Consider the following 19246-nt stretch of genomic DNA (forward strand, 5'->3'; position numbering starts at 1 on the left):
TTACACTGGCGATACTTTTTTACCCGGAGCAATGATGATGACCGAACGCGTAAACTGGACATTGGAACAGGCGCAGGCCCTGTTCGATAAGCCGTTTCTGGAACTGATGTTTGAAGCGCAACAGGCGCACCGCCAGCACTTTGATCCCCGCCAGGTGCAGGTCAGCACGCTGCTATCCATCAAAACCGGCGCCTGCCCGGAAGACTGCAAATACTGCCCGCAAAGCGCTCGCTACCGTACCGGCATTGAAACCGAACGGCTGATGCAGGTCGAGCAGGTGCTGGATTCCGCCCGACAGGCCAAAGCGGCCGGTTCTACCCGCTTCTGCATGGGCGCGGCGTGGAAAAACCCCCATGAGCGCGATATGCCGTATCTGGAGTCAATGGTGCGCGGCGTAAAAGCGATGGGAATGGAAACCTGCATGACGCTGGGCACGCTGCATGGCGATCAGGCCGAACGGCTGGCGGCGGCCGGGCTTGATTTCTACAACCACAATCTGGATACGTCGCCGGAATTTTACGGCAATATCATCACCACCCGAACTTATCAGGAACGGCTGGATACGCTGGGCAAAGTGCGTGGAGCCGGCATCAAAGTGTGCTCCGGCGGCATCGTCGGCCTGGGGGAAACGGTGCGTGACCGCGCCGGGCTGCTGGTACAGCTGGCGAATCTGCCGACGCCGCCGGAAAGCGTGCCGATCAACATGCTGGTGAAAGTGAAGGGGACGCCGCTGGCGGAAAACGAGGATGTGGATCCGTTCGATTTTATCCGCACCATCGCTGTGGCGCGTATCATGATGCCGGCTTCTTACGTGCGGCTGTCGGCCGGGCGCGAGCAGATGAGCGAGCAGACGCAGGCGATGTGTTTTATGGCCGGCGCCAATTCGATTTTCTACGGTTGCAAGCTGTTGACCACGCCGAATCCGAAAGAAGACAAGGATCTGCTGCTGTTCCGCAAACTGGGGATTAATCCGCAGCAGACCCAAACCGAATACGGCGACAACCAGCAACAGCAGCATCTGACCGAACGACTGCTGCATGCCGATACCGCGCAGTACTACAACGCGGCGGTGTGAATGGGCTGGCAACAACGGATCGATCAGGCGCTGGCGCAGCGGCAGGCGGAGGACGCCTACCGGGTGCGCTTGCCCAATGACGGCGGCAGCGGTCGCTGGCTGGTGCGCGAGCAGCGGCGTTATCTCAATTTCTCCTGTAATGACTACCTGGGGCTGAGTCAGCACCCGGCGATTGTGCGCGCCTGGCAGCAGGGCGCAGAACACTACGGCGTGGGCAGCGGCGGTTCCGGTCATGTGACCGGGTATACCAACGCGCATGAGCAACTGGAACAGCAGTTGGCGGACTGGCTGGGGTACGACCGGGCGCTGTTGATGATCTCCGGGTTCGCCGCCAATCAGGCGGTGGTGACGGCGCTGTTGACGGAGGGGGACCGTATTCTGGCGGATCGCCTCAGTCATGCCTCGTTACTGGAAGCGGCCAGCCTGTCGCCTGCTACGTTACGCCGTTTTCACCATAATCAGCCGGATTCGTTGCAGCAACTGCTGGAAAAACCGGTCGGCGGCCAGACGCTGGTGGTCACCGAAGGGGTGTTCAGCATGGATGGCGACACCGCGCCGCTGGCGGCGTTGCACTCGCGCTGCCGCGAGCATGGCGCCTGGCTGATGGTGGATGATGCCCACGGCATCGGCATCGTCGGGGAACAGGGGCGCGGCTGTAGCTGGCAGCAAGGGGTGAAACCCGAACTGCTGATTGTGACTTTCGGCAAAGCGTTTGGCGTTAGCGGGGCGGCGGTGTTGTGTAACCAGTTGGTGGCGGAATACCTGTTGCAGTTCGCCCGACATCTGATTTACAGCACCGCCATGCCGCCGGCGCAGGCGTGCGCGCTGGACGCGGCGCTGGCGGTCGTTCGCGGCGCTGACGGCGAGGCGCGACGTGCCGCGCTGGCGCAGACGGTCCGCCGTTTCCGCGACGGTGCGGCCGGGTTGCCGTTTCGTCTGCTGGAGTCGACGAGCGCTATCCAGCCGCTGATCGTCGGCGATAACGCCTGGGCGCTGGCATTGGCGCAGCAACTGCGTACGCAAGGGTTGTGGGTGAACGCCATCCGGCCGCCCACCGTGCCGCCGGGCACCGCTCGCCTGCGCATTACCCTGACCGCCAGTCATCAGCCGGAGGATATCGACCGTCTGCTGGAGGTATTGTATGACGCCGGTTAACGCCTTCCCGATGCCGCATCCTCCCCATAAGCAGGCGATTGCCCGCGCCTTCGGCCGGGCGGCCGGATATTACGACCGCTTTGCCGCCCTGCAGCGCGAGAGTGGGGAACAGTTGATGGCGCTGGTCGGCGACCATGCCGGCCGCGAGGTGCTGGATGCCGGTTGCGGCACCGGCTATTTCAGCGCCCGCTGGCAGGCGATCGGAAAACAGGTGACGGCGCTGGATTTATCGGCGGAGATGCTGGCGATAGCGCGTCAGCGGCGGGCGGCGACGCGCTATCTGCAAGGCGATATCGAACATCTGCCGTTAGCGGATGGCTGCGTGGATATCAGCTTTAGCAACATGGCGATGCAATGGTGCGATGATTTCGACGCCGGGCTGGCTGAACTTTACCGGGTCACCCGGCCGGGCGGGGCGATTGCCGTCTGTACCCTGGCGGAAGGCACGCTGGCTGAACTGGATGCGGCCTGGCAGCAACTGGACGGCTCGCGTCGCATTAACCGCTTTATGTCGCTGGAGGCGATCGTCTCCTCCTTCCGTCTCTACCACGCTGATGTCTCGCTGGCGCCGGTGACCTGCTATTTCCCCGATGTGCTGAGCCTGATGCGTTCGGTCAAAGGGGTAGGCGCCACCTGGCTGCGTGACGGCCGTGACCACGGCGGCCTGAGCCGTCGGAAACTGACCGAACTGACCACGCGTTACAGCCGTCATCCGCAGGGCTATCCCCTGACGTATCAACGTGTTTTTGGAGTGATTTATCGTGACTGAACGCTGGTTTGTTACCGGAACCGACACTGAAGTAGGCAAAACGGTCGCCAGCGTGGCGCTGCTGCAGGCCGCCCGCCGCGCCGGATACCGTACCGCCGGGTATAAGCCGGTGGCCTCCGGCTGCGACGTGACGCCGCACGGCATCCGCAACAGCGATGCATTGCAGTTGCAGGCCAACAGCAGCGTGGCGCTGCCCTACGATGCGGTCAATCCGCTGGCGTTTCTGGAACCGACGTCGCCTCATATCGTCAGCGCGGCCGAACAGCGGCCGATTGCGTTTTCCACCCTCAGCGGTGGATTGCGTGAGCTGGAGCGTCAGGCTGACTGGGTGCTGATAGAGGGCGCCGGCGGTTGGTTTACGCCGCTTTCCGCGCGGCAGACCTTCGCCGATTGGGTACAGCAAGAGGCGTTGCCGGTGATTCTGGTGGTGGGGGTGAAGCTGGGGTGCATCAACCACGCGATGCTGACGGCGCAGGCGGTGCAGCAAGTCGGTTTGCGGCTGGCGGGCTGGGTCGCCAACGTGGTGCAGCCGCCCGGCCGTCACCATCACGCCTACCTGCAAACATTGCAAGCGCGGATTCCGGCGCCGCTGCTGGGGGAAATCCCTTACTTATCCGAGCCAATTCAGCAGGATATCGGTGATTACTTAAACATCACTTTACTGAGAGGTTAACGATTCTGAGCAAATGTTGCATGAATCGCGGCTTTTCCCCCTCTTCTGGTTGAAATTGATAGAAAAAACCATCTTGAAAACAGCTGCTGAATCCACTGGGCCAGCAGTTTTTCTTCTTGCTAAGTCTGTGTCATTTAGCACTTTTTTTTATAATGATCGCCGGGTCAAACACGGAAATCTTGTTTAAAAGCGCCTTGCGCTTTCATGGCGGAAAAAGACCGTGAAACACGCCAATACAGGAGGCGCGGGCGCTTGTGGGAGTTATCCACTATTTCTGTGGATAACTGTGTGCATTAGGGTTAGAAAAAACGCGCCAGCCAAGAGCCGGCGCGGGTTGCGCTTGGTTTGATGCTAATCTCCTCTTTTTTACAAAACAATTAAAAATCAAATAATTAATTAAAAGCAAGTCACTTTTATTGCAGCGGGACCCGTTTGAATAAATCACCGGCACTGGTCGTAGCAGCTAATTTGAGAAACGGCATTTCTGGGGATAAATGCATTATTTTTTGCTGGATTAGCGGCATCACTCTGTGCTAGTCAACCAGGACGCTATGGTTGTGCCGTCAATGGTTAAGAATTGCTTGATGCTGTTTTTATATCCAGTAATATGTGGCTGGCAAATCTGACCGGGGATTTTCATACTAGTTGTGTCTCTCCCTGTCGGCGACGCTGGCCTAACCCGCTGATGTCCGTTGCATGATTCCAACCGTTTTTTATCCGGGTGTCTTATCCATGAGTAAAGCGTTCAAACTGCATTCTGATTTCAAACCCGCCGGCGACCAGCCCGAGGCGATACGCCGCCTGGAAGAAGGTCTGGAAGACGGGCTGGCGCACCAGACGCTGCTGGGGGTAACGGGGTCCGGTAAAACGTTCACCATCGCCAACGTGATTGCCGACCTCAACCGGCCGACCATGGTGCTGGCGCCCAACAAGACGCTGGCGGCGCAGTTGTATGGCGAGATGAAAGCGTTTTTTCCGGATAATGCGGTGGAGTATTTCGTCTCTTACTACGACTACTACCAGCCCGAAGCCTACGTGCCGAGTTCGGACACCTTCATCGAGAAGGACGCCTCGGTCAACGAACACATCGAACAGATGCGGTTGTCCGCCACCAAGGCGCTGCTGGAGCGGCGCGACGTGGTGGTGGTGGCGTCGGTGTCCGCCATTTACGGTCTGGGCGATCCGGACCTGTATTTAAAGATGATGCTGCACCTGACTCAGGGCATGCTGATCGACCAGCGCGCCATCCTGCGGCGGCTGGCGGAGTTGCAGTACGCCCGCAACGATCAGGCGTTTTCGCGCGGCACCTTCCGCGTGCGCGGCGAGATCATCGATATTTTTCCGGCGGAATCTGAAGACATCGCCCTGCGGGTGGAACTGTTCGACGAAGAGGTGGAGCGGCTGTCGCTGTTCGACCCGCTCACCGGGCATATTGTGCAGACGGTGCCGCGTTACACCATCTACCCCAAAACCCACTACGTCACGCCGCGCGAACGTATCCTGCAGGCGATGGAAGAGATCAAGGTCGAGCTGGCGGAGCGCCGTCAGGTGCTGCTCGCCGGCAATAAATTACTGGAAGAACAGCGGCTGGCGCAGCGCACCACCTTCGATCTGGAGATGATGAATGAGCTGGGCTATTGCTCCGGCATTGAAAACTACTCCCGCTTTCTGTCCGGCCGCGGGCCGGGCGAACCGCCGCCGACGCTGTTCGATTACCTGCCGGCCGACGGTTTGCTGGTGATCGACGAATCCCACGTCACCATTCCGCAACTGGGCGGGATGTACCGCGGCGACCGGGCGCGCAAGGAAACGCTGGTGGAGTACGGTTTTCGCCTGCCGTCGGCGCTGGACAACCGGCCGATGAAATTCGAGGAGTTCGAAGCGCTGGCGCCGCAGACAATCTATGTGTCGGCGACGCCGGGCAATTACGAGCTGGAAAAATCCGGCGGCGAGGTGATCGATCAGGTAGTGCGGCCGACCGGTCTGCTGGACCCGGAACTGGAAGTACGCCCGGTGACTACCCAGGTGGATGATTTGCTGTCGGAAATTCGCAAGCGCTCCGTTATCAACGAGCGCGTGCTGGTCACCACCCTGACCAAACGGATGGCGGAAGACCTGACCGAGTATCTGGAAGAGCACGGCGAGCGGGTGCGTTATCTGCACTCTGATATTGATACCGTGGAGCGGGTGGAGATCATCCGCGACTTGCGTCTGGGCGAGTTCGATGTGCTGGTGGGTATCAACCTGTTGCGTGAAGGTCTGGACATGCCGGAAGTGTCGCTGGTGGCGATTCTGGATGCCGATAAGGAAGGGTTCCTGCGTTCGGAACGATCGCTGATTCAGACCATCGGCCGGGCGGCGCGTAACCTCAACGGCAAGGCGATTTTGTATGCCGACAAGATTACGCCGTCGATGGAACGTGCCATGAATGAGACCCTGCGCCGTCGCGAGAAACAGCAGGCATACAACGAGCAACATGGCATCGTGCCGCAGGGCCTTAACAAGAAGATTGGCGACATTCTGCAGATTGGTCAGCCGACTAACGGCCGGGGCAAAGGGCGCGGCAAAAAAGCGGCCGAACCGGCGGCGCATTACCAACAACTGTCGCCAAAAGCGCTGGATCAAAAAATCCGCGAGCTGGAAAGTCAGATGCTGGCCCATGCGCAGAATCTGGAGTTCGAGGAAGCCGCCCGTCTGCGCGACGAGATTCACGCGCTGCGCGAACAGTTTATCGCCGCATCATGATGATACCGGCGTGAGAGCCGTGCCGGCGTTGTTGTCCGGCCGGCGGCAAGAATCTATATACAGATGCAGAACCTATACACAGATATAAAGCATACAGAGAGAGAGGCTGAGTGATGAATAATCCGATTTCTGGCGTAGACGTGCTGTTCGTCGCTGGCTTTGGGCCGGTAACGGTATCCGCTCCGGCTAGCCAGACGTTCTATCAGACGATGTTGAATCTGCCGCTGAAGCCGATGGAAGGCAACGATATCTACCTCTCCTGCGACGAGCTGGGCGGCGTGAAGCATTTCGCGCTATGGCCGCTGGCGCAGGCCAGTCAGTCTTGTTTCGGCAGTGATGACTGGCCATCGGCGTATCCGACGCCGCAGGGCTGGATGGAGCTGGAAGTGGCGGATATCGCCGCCGCTACCGAGGCGGTCAAACAACAGGGATATCCGCTGTTAGTGGAGAACCGACTGGAGCCCTGGGGGCAGACGGTAACCCGCTTCCTCAGCCCGGAGGGCCTGCTGCTGGGCATGACCCACACGCCGTGGCTCAGAGAGTGAGCCTCAGGCGGGGCATAGTCCCAGCGACTGTGCCGCCTGCTCCAGCGCCGCGCGCAACAGTACGCGGTCATGATGGTGCGGCACGTCCTGCGCTGCCAGCGGCTGCTGGATAATCAGGCGGTCGTCCACCCCGCGGGTGTCCGTTCGGGGCGCGACGACCACGGCGTCAATAATGCGCCGGTCAATTTTGCTCTCGATAAGCTGCAGCTTTTGCGCCAGCGTCAGGCGGGTGGCGATTTGGCTTTGTTCGTCCCCCAGATTACCGATGTACACCACCGGGGCGCGGGCGTCATGCAGCGATTGCGCCAGATCGGCGAGCAGTAACGGCGGCATCAGGCTGGTGAGAAAGCTGCCGGGGCCGATCAGGATCAGGTCCGCCTCGGCAATGGCCGTCAGCGCTTCCCGTGTGGCGGGGGCGGCCGGGTAGAGCATCAGATCCTGCGGCAGGGCGGCGAGCTGGTCCACCGCCACTTCGCCGTACACTGGATTGCCCTGGGCATCAATCGCCATCAGGTCTACCGGTTGTTCCGACATCGGGATCAGCAGCGCGTCCACCTTGAGCAGATTGCGGATCAGGTTGATGGCTTCCAGCGGACGCACACTGAGGTGATCCATCGCTTTGAGCATCAGATTGCCAAGATTATGGCCGGACAGTTCGCCGTTGCCGCTGAAGCGGTACTCGAACATTGCCGACGCCACGCTGGGAGCGGTGATCAACTGGTTCAGGCAGTTACGGGTATCGCCCCAGGCAATGCCGCCTTCCGAACGGCGAATTCGCCCGGTGGAGCCGCCGTTGTCGGTTGTGGTGACGATGCCGGTCAGTCGTGACCCCAGAAAGGAGAGCGACGACATGACGCGCCCCAGTCCGTGACCGCCGCCCAGCGCCACAACGCGATCCAGCTCCGCCAATGTGCGATTCCCCATAAATACCCTTATCTTTCGGTTATCTGCCGTAAAAAGTAGCGGATATATACCACATCTTTGATTGAAGCAGCATAAGCGCCGGCAGAAATTTTCCACGCGTCTTACTGGATGGTTACCGGTTGTACACATGGTCGCCAAAAAGCGGTGTGCGGCGGTGCAGGAGGTGCCTGCCGGTTAACCAGAAAAAGGTCCGTCGGTGGTTCGATTTTTCAGCGGAAATCAATGGCTAGCTGATAATCGTTAATAACAGGAAAGCGGATTTTTTAAAATATGATGGCTTGATAAATGATGTAATAAACTATGCTGTTATATTTTTCATTAATTTTTTTATCTTTATGTTTTTTAAATATATTTAAATTTACACTTCCCATGTTTTTTATCGAAAAATAAAAATTACGCACAGATAAATCATGCTGTTATAACGTAAACTGTTATGGCGTAAATAATACAGACTGTTTATGTCCATTTATTCTCACCCATTCTAAGATCCTTGCCAGCGGTATTCCGCCGCCAGCGTGAGTACGGCTGGCGCTCTTTCGTTCGGCGCGCGTCGGCGATAGCTCCCATTCCGGCCCGCACCCAGCCGACAAGTAAATCGATAGCAGGGCTGTTTGCAGTCCAGAGGTAAGACATGTTCGGACTCGATGCATTTCATCTGGCAAGGATCCAGTTTGCGTTCACGGTATCCTTCCATATCATTTTTCCCGCCATCACCATCGGGCTGGCCAGTTTTCTGGCGGTGCTGGAAGGATTATGGCTGAAAACCAATAACCGCGACTACCGCGATCTCTACCATTTCTGGTCGAAAATCTTTGCCGTCAATTTTGGCATGGGCGTGGTGTCCGGCCTGGTGATGGCTTATCAGTTTGGCACCAACTGGAGCGGATTTTCCCAGTTTGCCGGCAGTATCACCGGCCCGTTGCTGACCTACGAGGTGCTGACCGCCTTTTTTCTGGAAGCCGGTTTCCTTGGCGTGATGCTGTTTGGCTGGCAGCGGGTAGGGCCGGGGCTACACTTCTTCGCCACCTGCATGGTGGCGCTTGGCACGATCATTTCCACGTTCTGGATCCTCGCGTCCAACAGCTGGATGCAGACCCCGCAGGGCCATGAAATCCATAACGGCGTAGTGGTGCCGGTGGACTGGCTGGCGGTGATCTTCAACCCGTCTTTTCCGTACCGGCTGATGCACATGGCGACGGCGGCGTTTCTTGCCAGCGCCTTCTTTGTCGGCGCGTCCGCCGCCTGGCATTTGCTGCGTAACAACGACACGCCGGCGATTCGCAAAATGCTGTCGATGGCGCTCTGGATGGCGTTAATCGTGGCGCCGGTTCAGGCGCTGCTGGGGGATATGCACGGCCTGAATACGCTGAAATACCAGCCTGCCAAGATCGCGGCGATAGAAGGCCACTGGGATAACCCGCCCGGCGAACCGACGCCGTTGATCCTGGTGGGCTGGCCGGATATGGAACGCGAAACCACCCGCTATGCGCTGGACATTCCTTATCTGGGCAGCCTGATTCTGACCCACAGCCTGGACAAGCAGGTGCCGGCATTGAAACGTTTCCCGAAAGACGAACGCCCCAATTCGACGGTGGTGTTCTGGTCGTTTCGCATCATGGTCGGTCTGGGCATGCTGATGATCCTGCTGGGCGTTATCGGTTTGTGGCTGCGCTGGCGTCACCGGTTGTATCAGTCGCGGCCGTTTTTGTGGTTCACCCTGCTGATGGGGCCGTCGGGGCTGATCGCGATTCTGGCGGGGGGGTTTACCACCGAGGTGGGGCGCCAGCCGTGGGTGGTTTACGGTCTGCAGCGCACCCGTGACGCGGTATCGGCGCACGGCGACCTGCAAATGAGCATCAGCCTGCTGCTGTTTATCGCGGTATATCTGTCGGTATTCGGCGTTGGTTATGTCTATCTGGTGCGGCTGATCAAGAAAGGGCCGCAATCGGGAGAAGGCGACGCCGCACCTGCCGGCGGGCCGGGGCAATCGTCTACGCCGGCGCGGCCGTTGTCCGCGGTACCGGAAACGCTGGAAGAGGGGAAATAACGTGGGTATCGAACTTTCTGTCATCTGGTTCGCCATCATCATCTTCGCCACGCTGATGTATATCGTGATGGACGGCTTTGATCTGGGTATCGGCATCTTGTTTCCTTTTCATCGTCACGCCGCCGATCGGGACCTGATGGTCAATACCGTCGCGCCGGTATGGGATGGCAACGAAACCTGGCTGGTGCTGGGCGGCGCCGGATTGTTCGGCGCGTTCCCGCTGGCTTACGCGGTGATTGTGGATGCGCTGACTATTCCGCTGACGCTGATGCTGGTTGGGCTGATTTTTCGCGGCGTCGCTTTTGAGTTTCGTTTCAAGGCGACGCCGTCGCACCGTCCGTTCTGGGATAGCGCTTTTATGTGGGGCTCGCTGGTCGCCACCTTCTTTCAGGGCGTTACCGTCGGCGCGGTGCTCAACGGCTTTGAGGTGACCGATCGCCAGTTTTCCGGTCCGGTATTGGGCTGGCTGACGCCGTTTTCACTGTTTTGCGGCGTTGGACTGGTGGTGGCGTATGCGCTGCTGGGGTGTACCTGGCTTATCATGAAAACCGGGCAGGAGCTGCATCGCCGCATGTCGGCGCTGGCGCCGTCGCTGGTGGTGGCGCTACTGGCGGTGATCGCGGTTATTAGCCTGTGGACTCCGCTGGCGCATCCCGCTGTCAAACAGCGTTGGTTCTCGCTGCCCAATCTGTTCTGGTTCCTGCCGGTTCCGCTGCTGGTGGCGGCCTGCGCGGCGGGAATAGTGCGCGGCGTGCGTCGCCACGCGCACTATTCTCCGTTCCTGCTGACGCTGGCGCTGATTTTTCTCGGCTTCACCGGACTCGGCATCAGCCTGTGGCCGATGATCATTCCGCCATCGCTGACGCTGTGGGACGCCGCCGCGCCGCCGCAGAGTCAGGGGTTCATGTTGGTCGGCGCGCTGCTGATCATCCCGGTGATCCTGGGCTACACCTTTTGGAGTTATTACGTCTTCCGGGGAAAAGTCCGGCCGGATGAGGGGTACCACTGATGAAGCGGTTTACCGTACGAACCGTTGTCAGGGAAAGTGCAATGGACATGGCAACATCGCCACAGCCGGCGCGACCGCTGTGGCGGCGGCTGGTATGGATGGCGGTGCTATGGAGCGCCAGCGTGCTGACGCTCGGCGTGGTCGCGACGCTGTTTCGTCTGCTGATGACCGCCGCCGGGTTGAAAACGCACTGACTATTCGCCGTAGTATCTGCCGTATGTTTTATCCGCACCCCATGCCTGCCGGTTGTCCGGCGGGCATGTTTCGTTAACCGGGCAAACCGGTTCATTTCGCGCGCCTTACCTCCAGAGGGGTAGGGGATAAGCGTCATCCTATGACTCAGGTCAGGAAAGTGGCGTGGATTTCCGCTATGCTGAGCGCCAAAATAGTGAATGAAATCCGCTATATACAGGGTTATATACCGCATTTTCAGTGACGGATTACCTGATTTGGCGATAGACTTCATGAAGCAATCACGGTTGTCCGGCGTCGGTGAAGCGATGCCGGGAAATCAAACTCCTAGCCCCGGAGCCTAAGTTCGCGCGCAAGCGAGGATACGGTTCCCTGGCCGTGGCCGATGGTCACCAGGGTGCAGGGTAGAAATGCCCGCATCTCCCGTATTTGGAAAGGTGTTTATGGTGAGTCAACTGACCGATGCGTTTGCGCGCAAGTTTTACTATTTGCGCCTGTCGATAACGGACGTCTGTAATTTCCGCTGTACCTATTGTCTGCCGGACGGTTACCAGCCGAACGGCGCGACGCCCCACCGTTTTCTGTCGCTGGATGAAATCCGCCGCGTCGGCCGCGCGTTTGCCGATCTGGGCACCGAAAAGGTGCGTCTGACCGGAGGCGAGCCGTCTTTGCGCCGCGATTTTGTCGACATTATTGCCGCTATCCGCGAAAACCCGGCGATTCGCACGCTGGCGGTCACCACCAACGGTTACCGGCTGGCGCGGGATGTGGCGAGCTGGCGCGAGGCCGGGTTGACGGCGCTTAACGTCAGCGTCGACAGCCTGGATGCCCGTCAGTTTCACGCCATTACCGGGCAGGACAAGTTTCGTCAGGTGATGGACGGCATTGATGCCGCCTTCGCCAACGGATTTCGCCGGGTGAAAGTCAATACCGTACTGATGCGTGATGTCAACGACAGCAGCCTGCACACCTTTCTCGACTGGATCCGCACCCGGCCGATCCAACTGCGTTTTATTGAACTGATGGAAACCGGCGAAGGGCGGGAGATGTTCCGCCGTCACCATGTATCCGGTCAGGTGATCCGCGAGCGCTTGTTGCAACAAGGTTGGCAACAGCAGGCGCGGGCGCGCAGCGACGGCCCGGCGCAGGTGTTCTCGCACCCGGATTATCAGGGTGAGGTGGGGTTAATCATGCCGTACGAAAAAGACTTTTGTCAGAGCTGCAATCGGCTGCGGGTGTCGGCCATCGGCAATCTGCACCTGTGCCTGTTTGGCGAGCAGGGCATTCCGCTGCGCGATTTGCTGACGGATGACGACCAGCAGGAGGCGCTGAAGCTGCGTATTTCCGGCGGTCTGAGCAGCAAACGGCAGTCGCATTTCCTGCACGACGGCAACAGCGGCATTACCCCGAATCTGTCCTTTATCGGCGGCTGAACAGGCCGCGCAATAGCGTTAAGGAGTGTTTATGAGCAAGGTCAGCAGCGAATTTATTCCTCTGCGCGTGGCGGTGATGACGGTGTCGTCGCGCCGCACCGCCGCCGACGATACGTCCGGCGATTATCTGCGTGAGGCGTTGCAGCATGATGGGCATCAACTGGCGGGCAGCGCGATTGTCAGCGAAAACCTGTACCAGATCCGCGCACAGGTCTCCGCCTGGATCGCCAGCGACGATGTACAGGTTATCCTGATCAACGGCGGCACCGGCTTTACGCCAGGCGACCTGGTGCCGGAGGCCGTCCGGGTGCTGTTCGACCGGGAAATCGACGGATTTGGCGAACTGTTCCGCATGGTGTCGTACGAAGAGATCGGCACCGCCACCATTCAGTCCCGCGCCATTGCCGGTCTGGCTAACCAGACGGCGATTTTCGGCGTGCCGGGGTCGACCAAGGCCTGTCATACCGCCTGGGAACGCATCATCAGTGAGCAACTGGATGCGCGCCAGAAGCCCTGTAACCTCTATCCTCATTTGAAAAAGTAAGCTGTTATGTCACAACTGACCCACATTAACGCAGCCGGCGAAGCGGCGATGGTGGATGTTTCCGACAAGGCGGACACGGTGCGCGAGGCGCGTGCCGAAGCCTTTGTGGAAATGGCGCCGCAGACCCTGTCGATGATCATCGACGGGCGGCATCACAAGGGCGATGTCTTCGCCACCGCGCGCATCGCCGGTATCCAGGCCGCCAAGCGCACCTGGGAGCTGATCCCGCTGTGCCATCCGCTGTTGTTGAGCAAAGTGGCGGTGGAACTGGAAGCCCAGCCGGAGCACAACCGGGTACGAATTGAATCCCTGTGCCGACTGACCGGCAAGACCGGGGTGGAAATGGAAGCGCTGACCGCCGCCTCGGTGGCGGCGCTGACCATTTACGACATGTGCAAAGCGGTGCAGAAAGACATGGTGATCGGCCCGGTGCGGTTGCTGGCGAAAAGCGGCGGCAAATCCGGTGATTTCAGGGCGGAGGCATCATGATTACCGTGTTGTTTTTTGCGCAGGTACGGGAACTGACCGGCACCGATCGGCTCTCGCTGTCGGCGGAATATCGGGACGTGGCGTCGTTGCGACAAGCGCTGTGCGCACAGAGCGACCGCTGGGCGCTGGCGCTGGAAGACGGTAAGTTGCTGGCGGCGGTGAATCAGTCGCTGGTGGCGATGTCGCACCCGCTGACCGATGGCGACGAAGTGGCGTTTTTCCCGCCGGTTACCGGAGGTTAAGCGATGGAGACGCGTATTCAGGTAGGGGAAGCGCCGTTCAGCGTGGGCGACGAGTACGCCTGGCTGGCGGCGAGCGATGCGGACGGCGCGGTGGTGACGTTCACCGGCAAAGTGCGTAATCATAATCTGGGCGATCACGTCAGCGCGCTGACGCTGGAGCATTATCCGGGCATGACGGAAAAGGCGCTGACGGAGATTGTCGACGCGGCGCGGCAGCGTTGGCCGATTCAGCGCGTCAGCCTGATCCACCGCGTCGGCGCGCTCTATCCCGGCGACGAGATCGTCTTTGTCGGCGTCAGCGGCGCCCACCGCCATGCATCGTTCGATGCGGCGCAATTCATCATGGATTACCTCAAAACGCGCGCGCCGTTCTGGAAACGGGAAGCGACGTCGGATGGCGACCGCTGGGTGGACGCCCGCGATAGCGATCGACAGGCGGCGGAGCGTTGGTGATGGCAGCGGCGGCGAATTGATTGCCGCCGCTGTATGATTTTCACCGAAATAATTTCACCGCCGAAAAAAAAGCGATAAAAAGCAGTAAATTATAAATTTTGCATTAAAATAGTGTTAAGGGAATAATTAATAAGAATCATTTTTATTTCCATTTTGGTGCAACGATAATGAGCCAGCGGTTATGTTCCGCCTGATTCGCTTTTATTGTCATACAGTTAATTGCCATACAGTGAAAAGGATAATGGTATGAAACGGCGTATAGCTTCCCTGTTCCCCGCCACCCTGCTGGCGTCTTCCCTGATGATGGGGTTCTCCTTCGGCGCGCAGGCTGAAGATGAAGGTCTTGTGATTTACAACGCGCAGCACGAAAACCTGGTGAAGTCCTGGGTAGATGGTTTTACTCAGGACACCGGCATCAAAGTCACGCTGCGTAATGGCGGCGATAGCGAATTGGGCAACCAACTGGTGCAGGAAGGCAATGCTTCTCCGGCCGACGTGTTCCTGACGGAAAACTCGCCGTCGATGGTGCTGGTGGATAACGCCAACCTGTTCGCGCCGCTGGAGGCCGACACGCTGGCGCAGGTGGCGCCGGAGTATCGTCCGTCTCACGGTCGCTGGGTCGGCATCGCCGCTCGTTCGACGGTGTTTGTCTACAATCCGGAGAAACTGACCGAGGCGCAACTGCCGAAATCGCTGATGGACCTGGCTAAACCGGAATGGAAAGGCCGCTGGGCCGCATCCCCGTCCGGCGCCGACTTCCAGGCGATCGTCAGCGCGGTGCTGGAGCTGAAAGGCGAGAAAGCAACGCTGGAATGGCTGAAGGCGATGAAAACCAACTTCACCGCTTATAAAGGCAATAGCACGGTGATGAAAGCGGTGAACGCCGGCCAGATCGACAGCGGCGTTATTTACCACTACTACCCGTTTGTCGACGGCGCGAAAACCGGCGAAAACAGCAAAAATATCCGTCTGTACTACTTCAAACATCAGGATCCGGGCGCGTTCGTCAGCATCTCCGGCGGCGGCGTGCTGGCGTCCAGCAAGCATAAACAACAGGCTCAGGCTTTCATCAAGTGGATCACCGGTAAGAAAGGTCAGGAAGTGCTGCGTACCAACACCGCCTTTGAATACGCGGTGGGCGTGAATGCCGAGTCCAACCCGAAACTGGTACCGCTGAAAGACCTGCAGGCGCCGAAAGTGGACGCCGCTAAACTCAACGGCAAGAAAGTGGTTGAACTGATGACCGAAGCAGGTCTGCTGTAATGCGTCAGTGCAGGGCGGGAGTACAATAAGGCATATGGCCGATGTGGAATGGAAAGTCGCCGGCGTCGGTGTGACCCAACCGGCGCGACCGGGGGCGCGGCCATACCGGATTGCTGGCGGCGGCATGGCGCTGATGGCTTTGCTGTTGTCGTTGCTGGCGTTGCTGCCGTTGGGTTTCGTGGTGGGCATCACCCTTGAAACCGACTGGGAAACGATAAAAGCGCTGGTGTTCCGGCCTCGGGTCGGGGAACTGCTGCTTAATACCGTATTGCTGGTGGCGGTGACGCTGCCGCTCTGCACGCTGCTCGGGGTAGCGCTGGCCTGGCTGACCGAGCGCACCACATTGCCTGGGCGCCGCGCGTGGTCGCTGTTGTTGACCGCGCCGCTGGCGGTGCCGGCCTTTGTTCAAAGTTACGCCTGGATCAGCCTGTTGCCCGGCATGCATGGCCTGGCGGCGGGCGTGTTCCTGTCGGTTCTCGCCTATTTCCCGTTTATTTATCTGCCGGCGGCGGCGGTGCTGCGCCGGCTTGATCCCAGCCTGGAAGATGTGGCGACCTCGCTGGGCGCCAGACCCTGGCGCGTTTTTTTTCGCGTGGTGCTGCCGCAGCTACGGCTGGCGGTGTGGGGCGGTTCGCTGCTGATTGCATTGCATCTGCTGGCGGAATACGGCCTGTACGCCATGATTCGCTTCGATACCTTCACCACCGCCATTTTCGAACAGTTCCAGTCTACCTTTAACGGCCTGGCGGCAAACATGTTGGCGGGCGTGCTGGTGTTGTGCTGTATGGGGCTGTTGTTGCTGGAAGCGCTGACCCGCGGACGCGCGCGCTATGCCCGCGTCGGTTCCGGCAGCGCCCGTAACCTGAAGCCCTGGCGGCTGTCGCCGGCGGCGGCGCTGGTTTGCGTGTTGTTGCCGCTGGCGTTAACCGTGCTGGCGCTGGGCGTGCCGCTGATGACGCTCGCCCGTTGGCTGTGGCTCGGCGGCATGGAGGTGTGGCGCAACAACGAGCTGTGGCCCGCGCTGCGTCAGACGCTGTGGCTGGGCGTTAGCGGCGCGGCGCTGGTAACGCTGTGTGCGTTTCCGATGGCCTGGCTGTCGGTGCGCCATCCGTCGCGGCTGTATCGCCTGCTGGAAGGCTGCAATTACATCACCAGCGCGCTGCCGGGTATTGTGGTGGCGCTGGCGCTGGTCACCGTAACCATTCATACCCTGCGGCCGCTATACCAGACCGAATTCACCCTGCTGCTGGCCTATGTGCTGATGTTTATGCCGCGAGCGCTGATTAACCTGCGCGCCGGCATTGCGCAAGCGCCGGTGGAACTGGAAAACGTGGCGCGCAGTCTGGGTTGCTCGCCCGGACGGGCGCTGTGGCGCATCACGCTGCGGTTGGCGGCGCCGGGCGCGGCGGCCGGGGCGGCGATGGTGTTTCTCGCCGTCACCAACGAATTAACCGCCACGCTGTTGCTGGCGCCGAACGGCACCCGCACGCTGGCGACCGGCTTCTGGGCGTTAACCAGTGAAATCGACTATATGGCGGCCGCGCCCTACGCGCTGATTATGGTCGTGCTGTCGCTCCCGCTGACCTGGTTGCTCTATTCTCAATCGAAACGTACGGCAGGTTTATGAATACGCTTGAACTTTATGGCATTGGCAAATCTTTCAATGCCGTCTCGGTGCTGGAGGGTATCGATTTGCAGGTTGCGCCGGGCAGCCGTACCGCGATTGTCGGCCCCTCCGGTTCCGGCAAGACGACGTTGCTGCGTATCATTGCCGGTTTCGAAGCGCCGGATAGCGGCACCGTGCGTCTGCAAACGCGCGTCGTGGCGGATGCGAACCAGTGGGTGCCGGCGCACCAGCGCGGCATCGGCTTTGTCCCGCAGGACGGCGCGCTGTTTCCGCACTTTACCGTGGCGCAGAACATCGGTTTTGGGCTTGATGGCAGTAAACAGGATAAACAGCGACGCATCGATGAACTGATGGCGATGGTGTCGCTGGACTCGCGGCTGGCAGCACTGTGGCCGCATGAATTATCCGGCGGCCAGCAGCAGCGGGTGGCGCTGGCGCGCGCGTTGTCTCAGCGCCCGACGCTGATGCTGTTGGATGAACCTTTCTCGGCGCTGGATACCGGCCTGCGCGCCGCGACCCGGCAAGCGGTTTCCGCCCTGCTGGCGGAGGCGGGCGTGGCGTCGATTCTGGTGACCCACGATCAGGCGGAGGCGTTGTCGTTTGCCGATCAGGTGGCCGTCATGCGGCAAGGGCGGCTGGTGCAGGTAGGATCGCCGCAGTCGCTGTATCTGCGCCCGGTGGATGAAGCCGCCGCCGCATTTCTTGGCGACACGCTGGTGCTGTCGGCGCAATTGAAAGACGGGCGCGCCGCGTGCGCGCTGGGCGACATCGCGGTCGACGATAATCAGTCCGCTGGCGCCGCACGCATCATGCTGCGCCCGGAGCAGATTCAGCTCTCGCTGGCCGAGCCATCAGCGCCACCGCAGGCGGTGGTGGCGAACATCGAGTTTGCCGGATTCGTGTCCACGCTGCGCCTGCGAATGACCAATAGCGCGCAGGTGATCGAACTGAAAAGCGTCAGCCGGGAAGATATCGTCGTCGGTTGCGGCGTCAATCTGACGGTGGCCGGGCGGGCGCACCGGCTGGATTAGTTCCGACAGCCGCTTTCACTAATGGGCGCTGGCAGTGGTCACATGCTGTGCGGGCGCATAGCCTGCATAAATTGCGATGACCGTTGAGGAAGCGTTATCCGTCGCGTGTAGCATTTTGTGTTAAGCTGAAAAACAGGTGGGCGTAAGCCCGTTCTGTTTCACTCAATGCAAAGGTTGCATCATGGATCGATTTCCACGTTCTAACGGTTCCATCGTTCAGCAGGCCGGCACCGGTCTGCAAACTTATATGGCGCAGGTCTATGGCTGGATGACCTGCGGTCTGTTGCTGACCGCGTTTGTTGCCTGGTATGCCGCTAACACCCCGGCGGTGTTGCAGATGGTGTTCTCCAGCAAGATTACCTTCTTTGGGCTGGTGATTGCCCAATTGGGGCTGGTGTTCGTGCTGTCCGGCATGGTGCACCGTCTGAGCGGCGGCGTTGCCACCACGCTGTTTATGCTCTATTCCGCGCTGACCGGCCTGACGCTTTCCAGCATTTTCATCGTCTACTCCGGCGAATCCATCGCCAGCACCTTTGTGATTACCGCCGGCATGTTCGGCGCCATGAGCCTGTACGGCTATGTCACCAAACGCGACCTGACCGGCATGGGCAGCATGCTGTTCATGGCGCTGATCGGTATCCTGCTGGCCACGCTGGTGAACTTCTGGCTGAAAAGCGAAGGGTTGCAGCTTGCCATTACCTACATTGGGGTGCTGGTGTTTGTCGGCCTGACCGCTTACGACACGCAGAAACTGAAAAACATCGGTGAAGAGCTGTCGGTCGATGACCGGGACAGTTTCCGCAAGTACTCGATCATGGGCGCGCTGACCCTGTACCTCGATTTCATCAACCTGTTCCTGATGCTGCTGCGTTTGTTCGGCAGCCGTCGGTGAGGGTGTTGACAGATTACTGGCGTGTTTTTTTAGTTAACGGATAATGTGGCTTTCTGGTCGTTGAAACTGTGTTTCGTGCGAGCGACTTCGCGGTGTGGTTTCTTTGCCACTTCATAGCACGCACGACAAGGAGAGGTT

The 19246-nt window shown here is 59.5% G+C and carries 19 protein-coding genes and 1 riboswitch; of the genes, 18 read left to right on the top strand and 1 reads right to left on the bottom strand.

Annotated elements, in window-relative coordinates:
• Positions 1-37 precede the first annotated feature (37 nt).
• The 6 genes from bioB to DXX3274_RS08945 all read left to right on the top strand — a co-directional run bounded on the left by bioB (position 38) and on the right by DXX3274_RS08945 (position 6962).
• The gene (gene bioB / locus DXX3274_RS08920) at positions 38-1075 is read left to right on the top strand and encodes a biotin synthase BioB (RefSeq protein ID WP_042861996.1); all 1038 of its coding nucleotides are present in this window, start codon (positions 38-40) and stop codon (positions 1073-1075) included.
• A complete protein-coding gene (bioF, locus tag DXX3274_RS08925) occupies positions 1076-2230 on the top strand; it encodes an 8-amino-7-oxononanoate synthase (RefSeq protein ID WP_042859490.1) in 1155 nt (384 codons plus the stop codon).
• Positions 2217-2999: a malonyl-ACP O-methyltransferase BioC gene (gene bioC / locus DXX3274_RS08930; RefSeq protein WP_050569846.1), complete on the top strand. Its 783-nt coding sequence runs from the start codon at positions 2217-2219 to the stop codon at positions 2997-2999. The genes bioF and bioC overlap by 14 nt, the downstream gene beginning before the upstream one ends.
• Complete coding sequence (gene bioD / locus DXX3274_RS08935; protein WP_042859491.1) at positions 2992-3672, top strand: dethiobiotin synthase; 681 nt, start codon at positions 2992-2994, stop codon at positions 3670-3672. Before bioC ends, bioD begins: the two co-directional genes overlap by 8 nt.
• Positions 3673-4404: 732 nt before the next feature.
• Positions 4405-6417 carry an excinuclease ABC subunit UvrB gene (gene uvrB, locus DXX3274_RS08940; RefSeq protein WP_038918693.1) on the top strand — a complete coding sequence of 671 codons (2013 nt, stop codon included), beginning with the start codon at positions 4405-4407 and terminating at the stop codon, positions 6415-6417.
• A gap of 113 nt (positions 6418-6530) precedes the next feature.
• Positions 6531-6962 (top strand): VOC family protein, encoded by a 432-nt coding sequence (locus tag DXX3274_RS08945; RefSeq protein WP_042859492.1) that lies wholly within the window; start codon positions 6531-6533, stop codon positions 6960-6962.
• Positions 6963-6965: 3 nt separating this feature from the next.
• On the opposite strand, the gene yvcK is transcribed toward DXX3274_RS08945, so the two are convergent.
• Positions 6966-7886 (bottom strand): uridine diphosphate-N-acetylglucosamine-binding protein YvcK, encoded by a 921-nt coding sequence (gene yvcK, locus DXX3274_RS08950; protein WP_042859493.1) that lies wholly within the window; start codon positions 7884-7886, stop codon positions 6966-6968.
• 631 nt (positions 7887-8517) lie between these two features.
• Here yvcK and DXX3274_RS08955 point away from each other — a divergent pair.
• From DXX3274_RS08955 to DXX3274_RS09005, 12 genes are all read left to right on the top strand, one after another.
• Positions 8518-9933 carry a cytochrome ubiquinol oxidase subunit I gene (locus DXX3274_RS08955; RefSeq protein ID WP_042859494.1) on the top strand — a complete coding sequence of 472 codons (1416 nt, stop codon included), beginning with the start codon at positions 8518-8520 and terminating at the stop codon, positions 9931-9933.
• Between the two features lies 1 nt (position 9934).
• Positions 9935-10942, top strand: a complete 1008-nt coding sequence (gene cydB / locus DXX3274_RS08960) for a cytochrome d ubiquinol oxidase subunit II (RefSeq protein ID WP_042859495.1) — start codon at positions 9935-9937, stop codon at positions 10940-10942.
• Positions 10943-10989: 47 nt separating this feature from the next.
• Positions 10990-11136, top strand: a complete 147-nt coding sequence (locus tag DXX3274_RS22785; RefSeq protein ID WP_071604021.1) for a DUF2474 domain-containing protein — start codon at positions 10990-10992, stop codon at positions 11134-11136.
• Positions 11137-11446: 310 nt separating this feature from the next.
• A riboswitch (molybdenum cofactor riboswitch) is annotated at positions 11447-11590 on the top strand.
• Entirely contained in the window at positions 11578-12567 is a 990-nt protein-coding gene (moaA, locus tag DXX3274_RS08965; RefSeq protein WP_042859496.1) for a GTP 3',8-cyclase MoaA, read from the top strand. Its footprint overlaps the riboswitch before it by 13 nt.
• A gap of 31 nt (positions 12568-12598) precedes the next feature.
• Positions 12599-13111 (top strand): molybdenum cofactor biosynthesis protein B, encoded by a 513-nt coding sequence (gene moaB, locus DXX3274_RS08970; protein ID WP_042859497.1) that lies wholly within the window; start codon positions 12599-12601, stop codon positions 13109-13111.
• 6 nt (positions 13112-13117) lie between these two features.
• On the top strand, positions 13118-13600 hold the full coding sequence (gene moaC, locus DXX3274_RS08975) for a cyclic pyranopterin monophosphate synthase MoaC (RefSeq protein WP_042859498.1): 483 nt from the start codon (positions 13118-13120) through the stop codon (positions 13598-13600).
• Positions 13597-13842, top strand: a complete 246-nt coding sequence (gene moaD / locus DXX3274_RS08980; protein WP_038659832.1) for a molybdopterin synthase sulfur carrier subunit — start codon at positions 13597-13599, stop codon at positions 13840-13842. Before moaC ends, moaD begins: the two co-directional genes overlap by 4 nt.
• A gap of 3 nt (positions 13843-13845) precedes the next feature.
• The gene (gene moaE, locus DXX3274_RS08985) at positions 13846-14295 is read left to right on the top strand and encodes a molybdopterin synthase catalytic subunit MoaE (RefSeq protein WP_042859499.1); all 450 of its coding nucleotides are present in this window, start codon (positions 13846-13848) and stop codon (positions 14293-14295) included.
• Positions 14296-14541: 246 nt separating this feature from the next.
• Positions 14542-15558, top strand: coding sequence for an iron ABC transporter substrate-binding protein (locus DXX3274_RS08990; protein WP_042859500.1), 1017 nt, complete (start codon positions 14542-14544; stop codon positions 15556-15558).
• Positions 15559-15682: 124 nt separating this feature from the next.
• Positions 15683-17185, top strand: a complete 1503-nt coding sequence (locus DXX3274_RS08995) for an ABC transporter permease (RefSeq protein ID WP_371206903.1) — start codon at positions 15683-15685, stop codon at positions 17183-17185.
• The gene (locus DXX3274_RS09000; RefSeq protein WP_042859502.1) at positions 17182-18216 is read left to right on the top strand and encodes an ABC transporter ATP-binding protein; all 1035 of its coding nucleotides are present in this window, start codon (positions 17182-17184) and stop codon (positions 18214-18216) included. The genes DXX3274_RS08995 and DXX3274_RS09000 overlap by 4 nt, the downstream gene beginning before the upstream one ends.
• Before the next feature lie 181 nt (positions 18217-18397).
• Positions 18398-19108 carry a Bax inhibitor-1/YccA family protein gene (locus DXX3274_RS09005; RefSeq protein ID WP_038918705.1) on the top strand — a complete coding sequence of 237 codons (711 nt, stop codon included), beginning with the start codon at positions 18398-18400 and terminating at the stop codon, positions 19106-19108.
• The last annotated feature ends 138 nt before the right edge of the window (positions 19109-19246 follow it).

This window comes from Dickeya sp. NCPPB 3274 (assembly GCF_000406205.1).
GTDB lineage: Bacteria > Pseudomonadota > Gammaproteobacteria > Enterobacterales > Enterobacteriaceae > Dickeya > Dickeya fangzhongdai.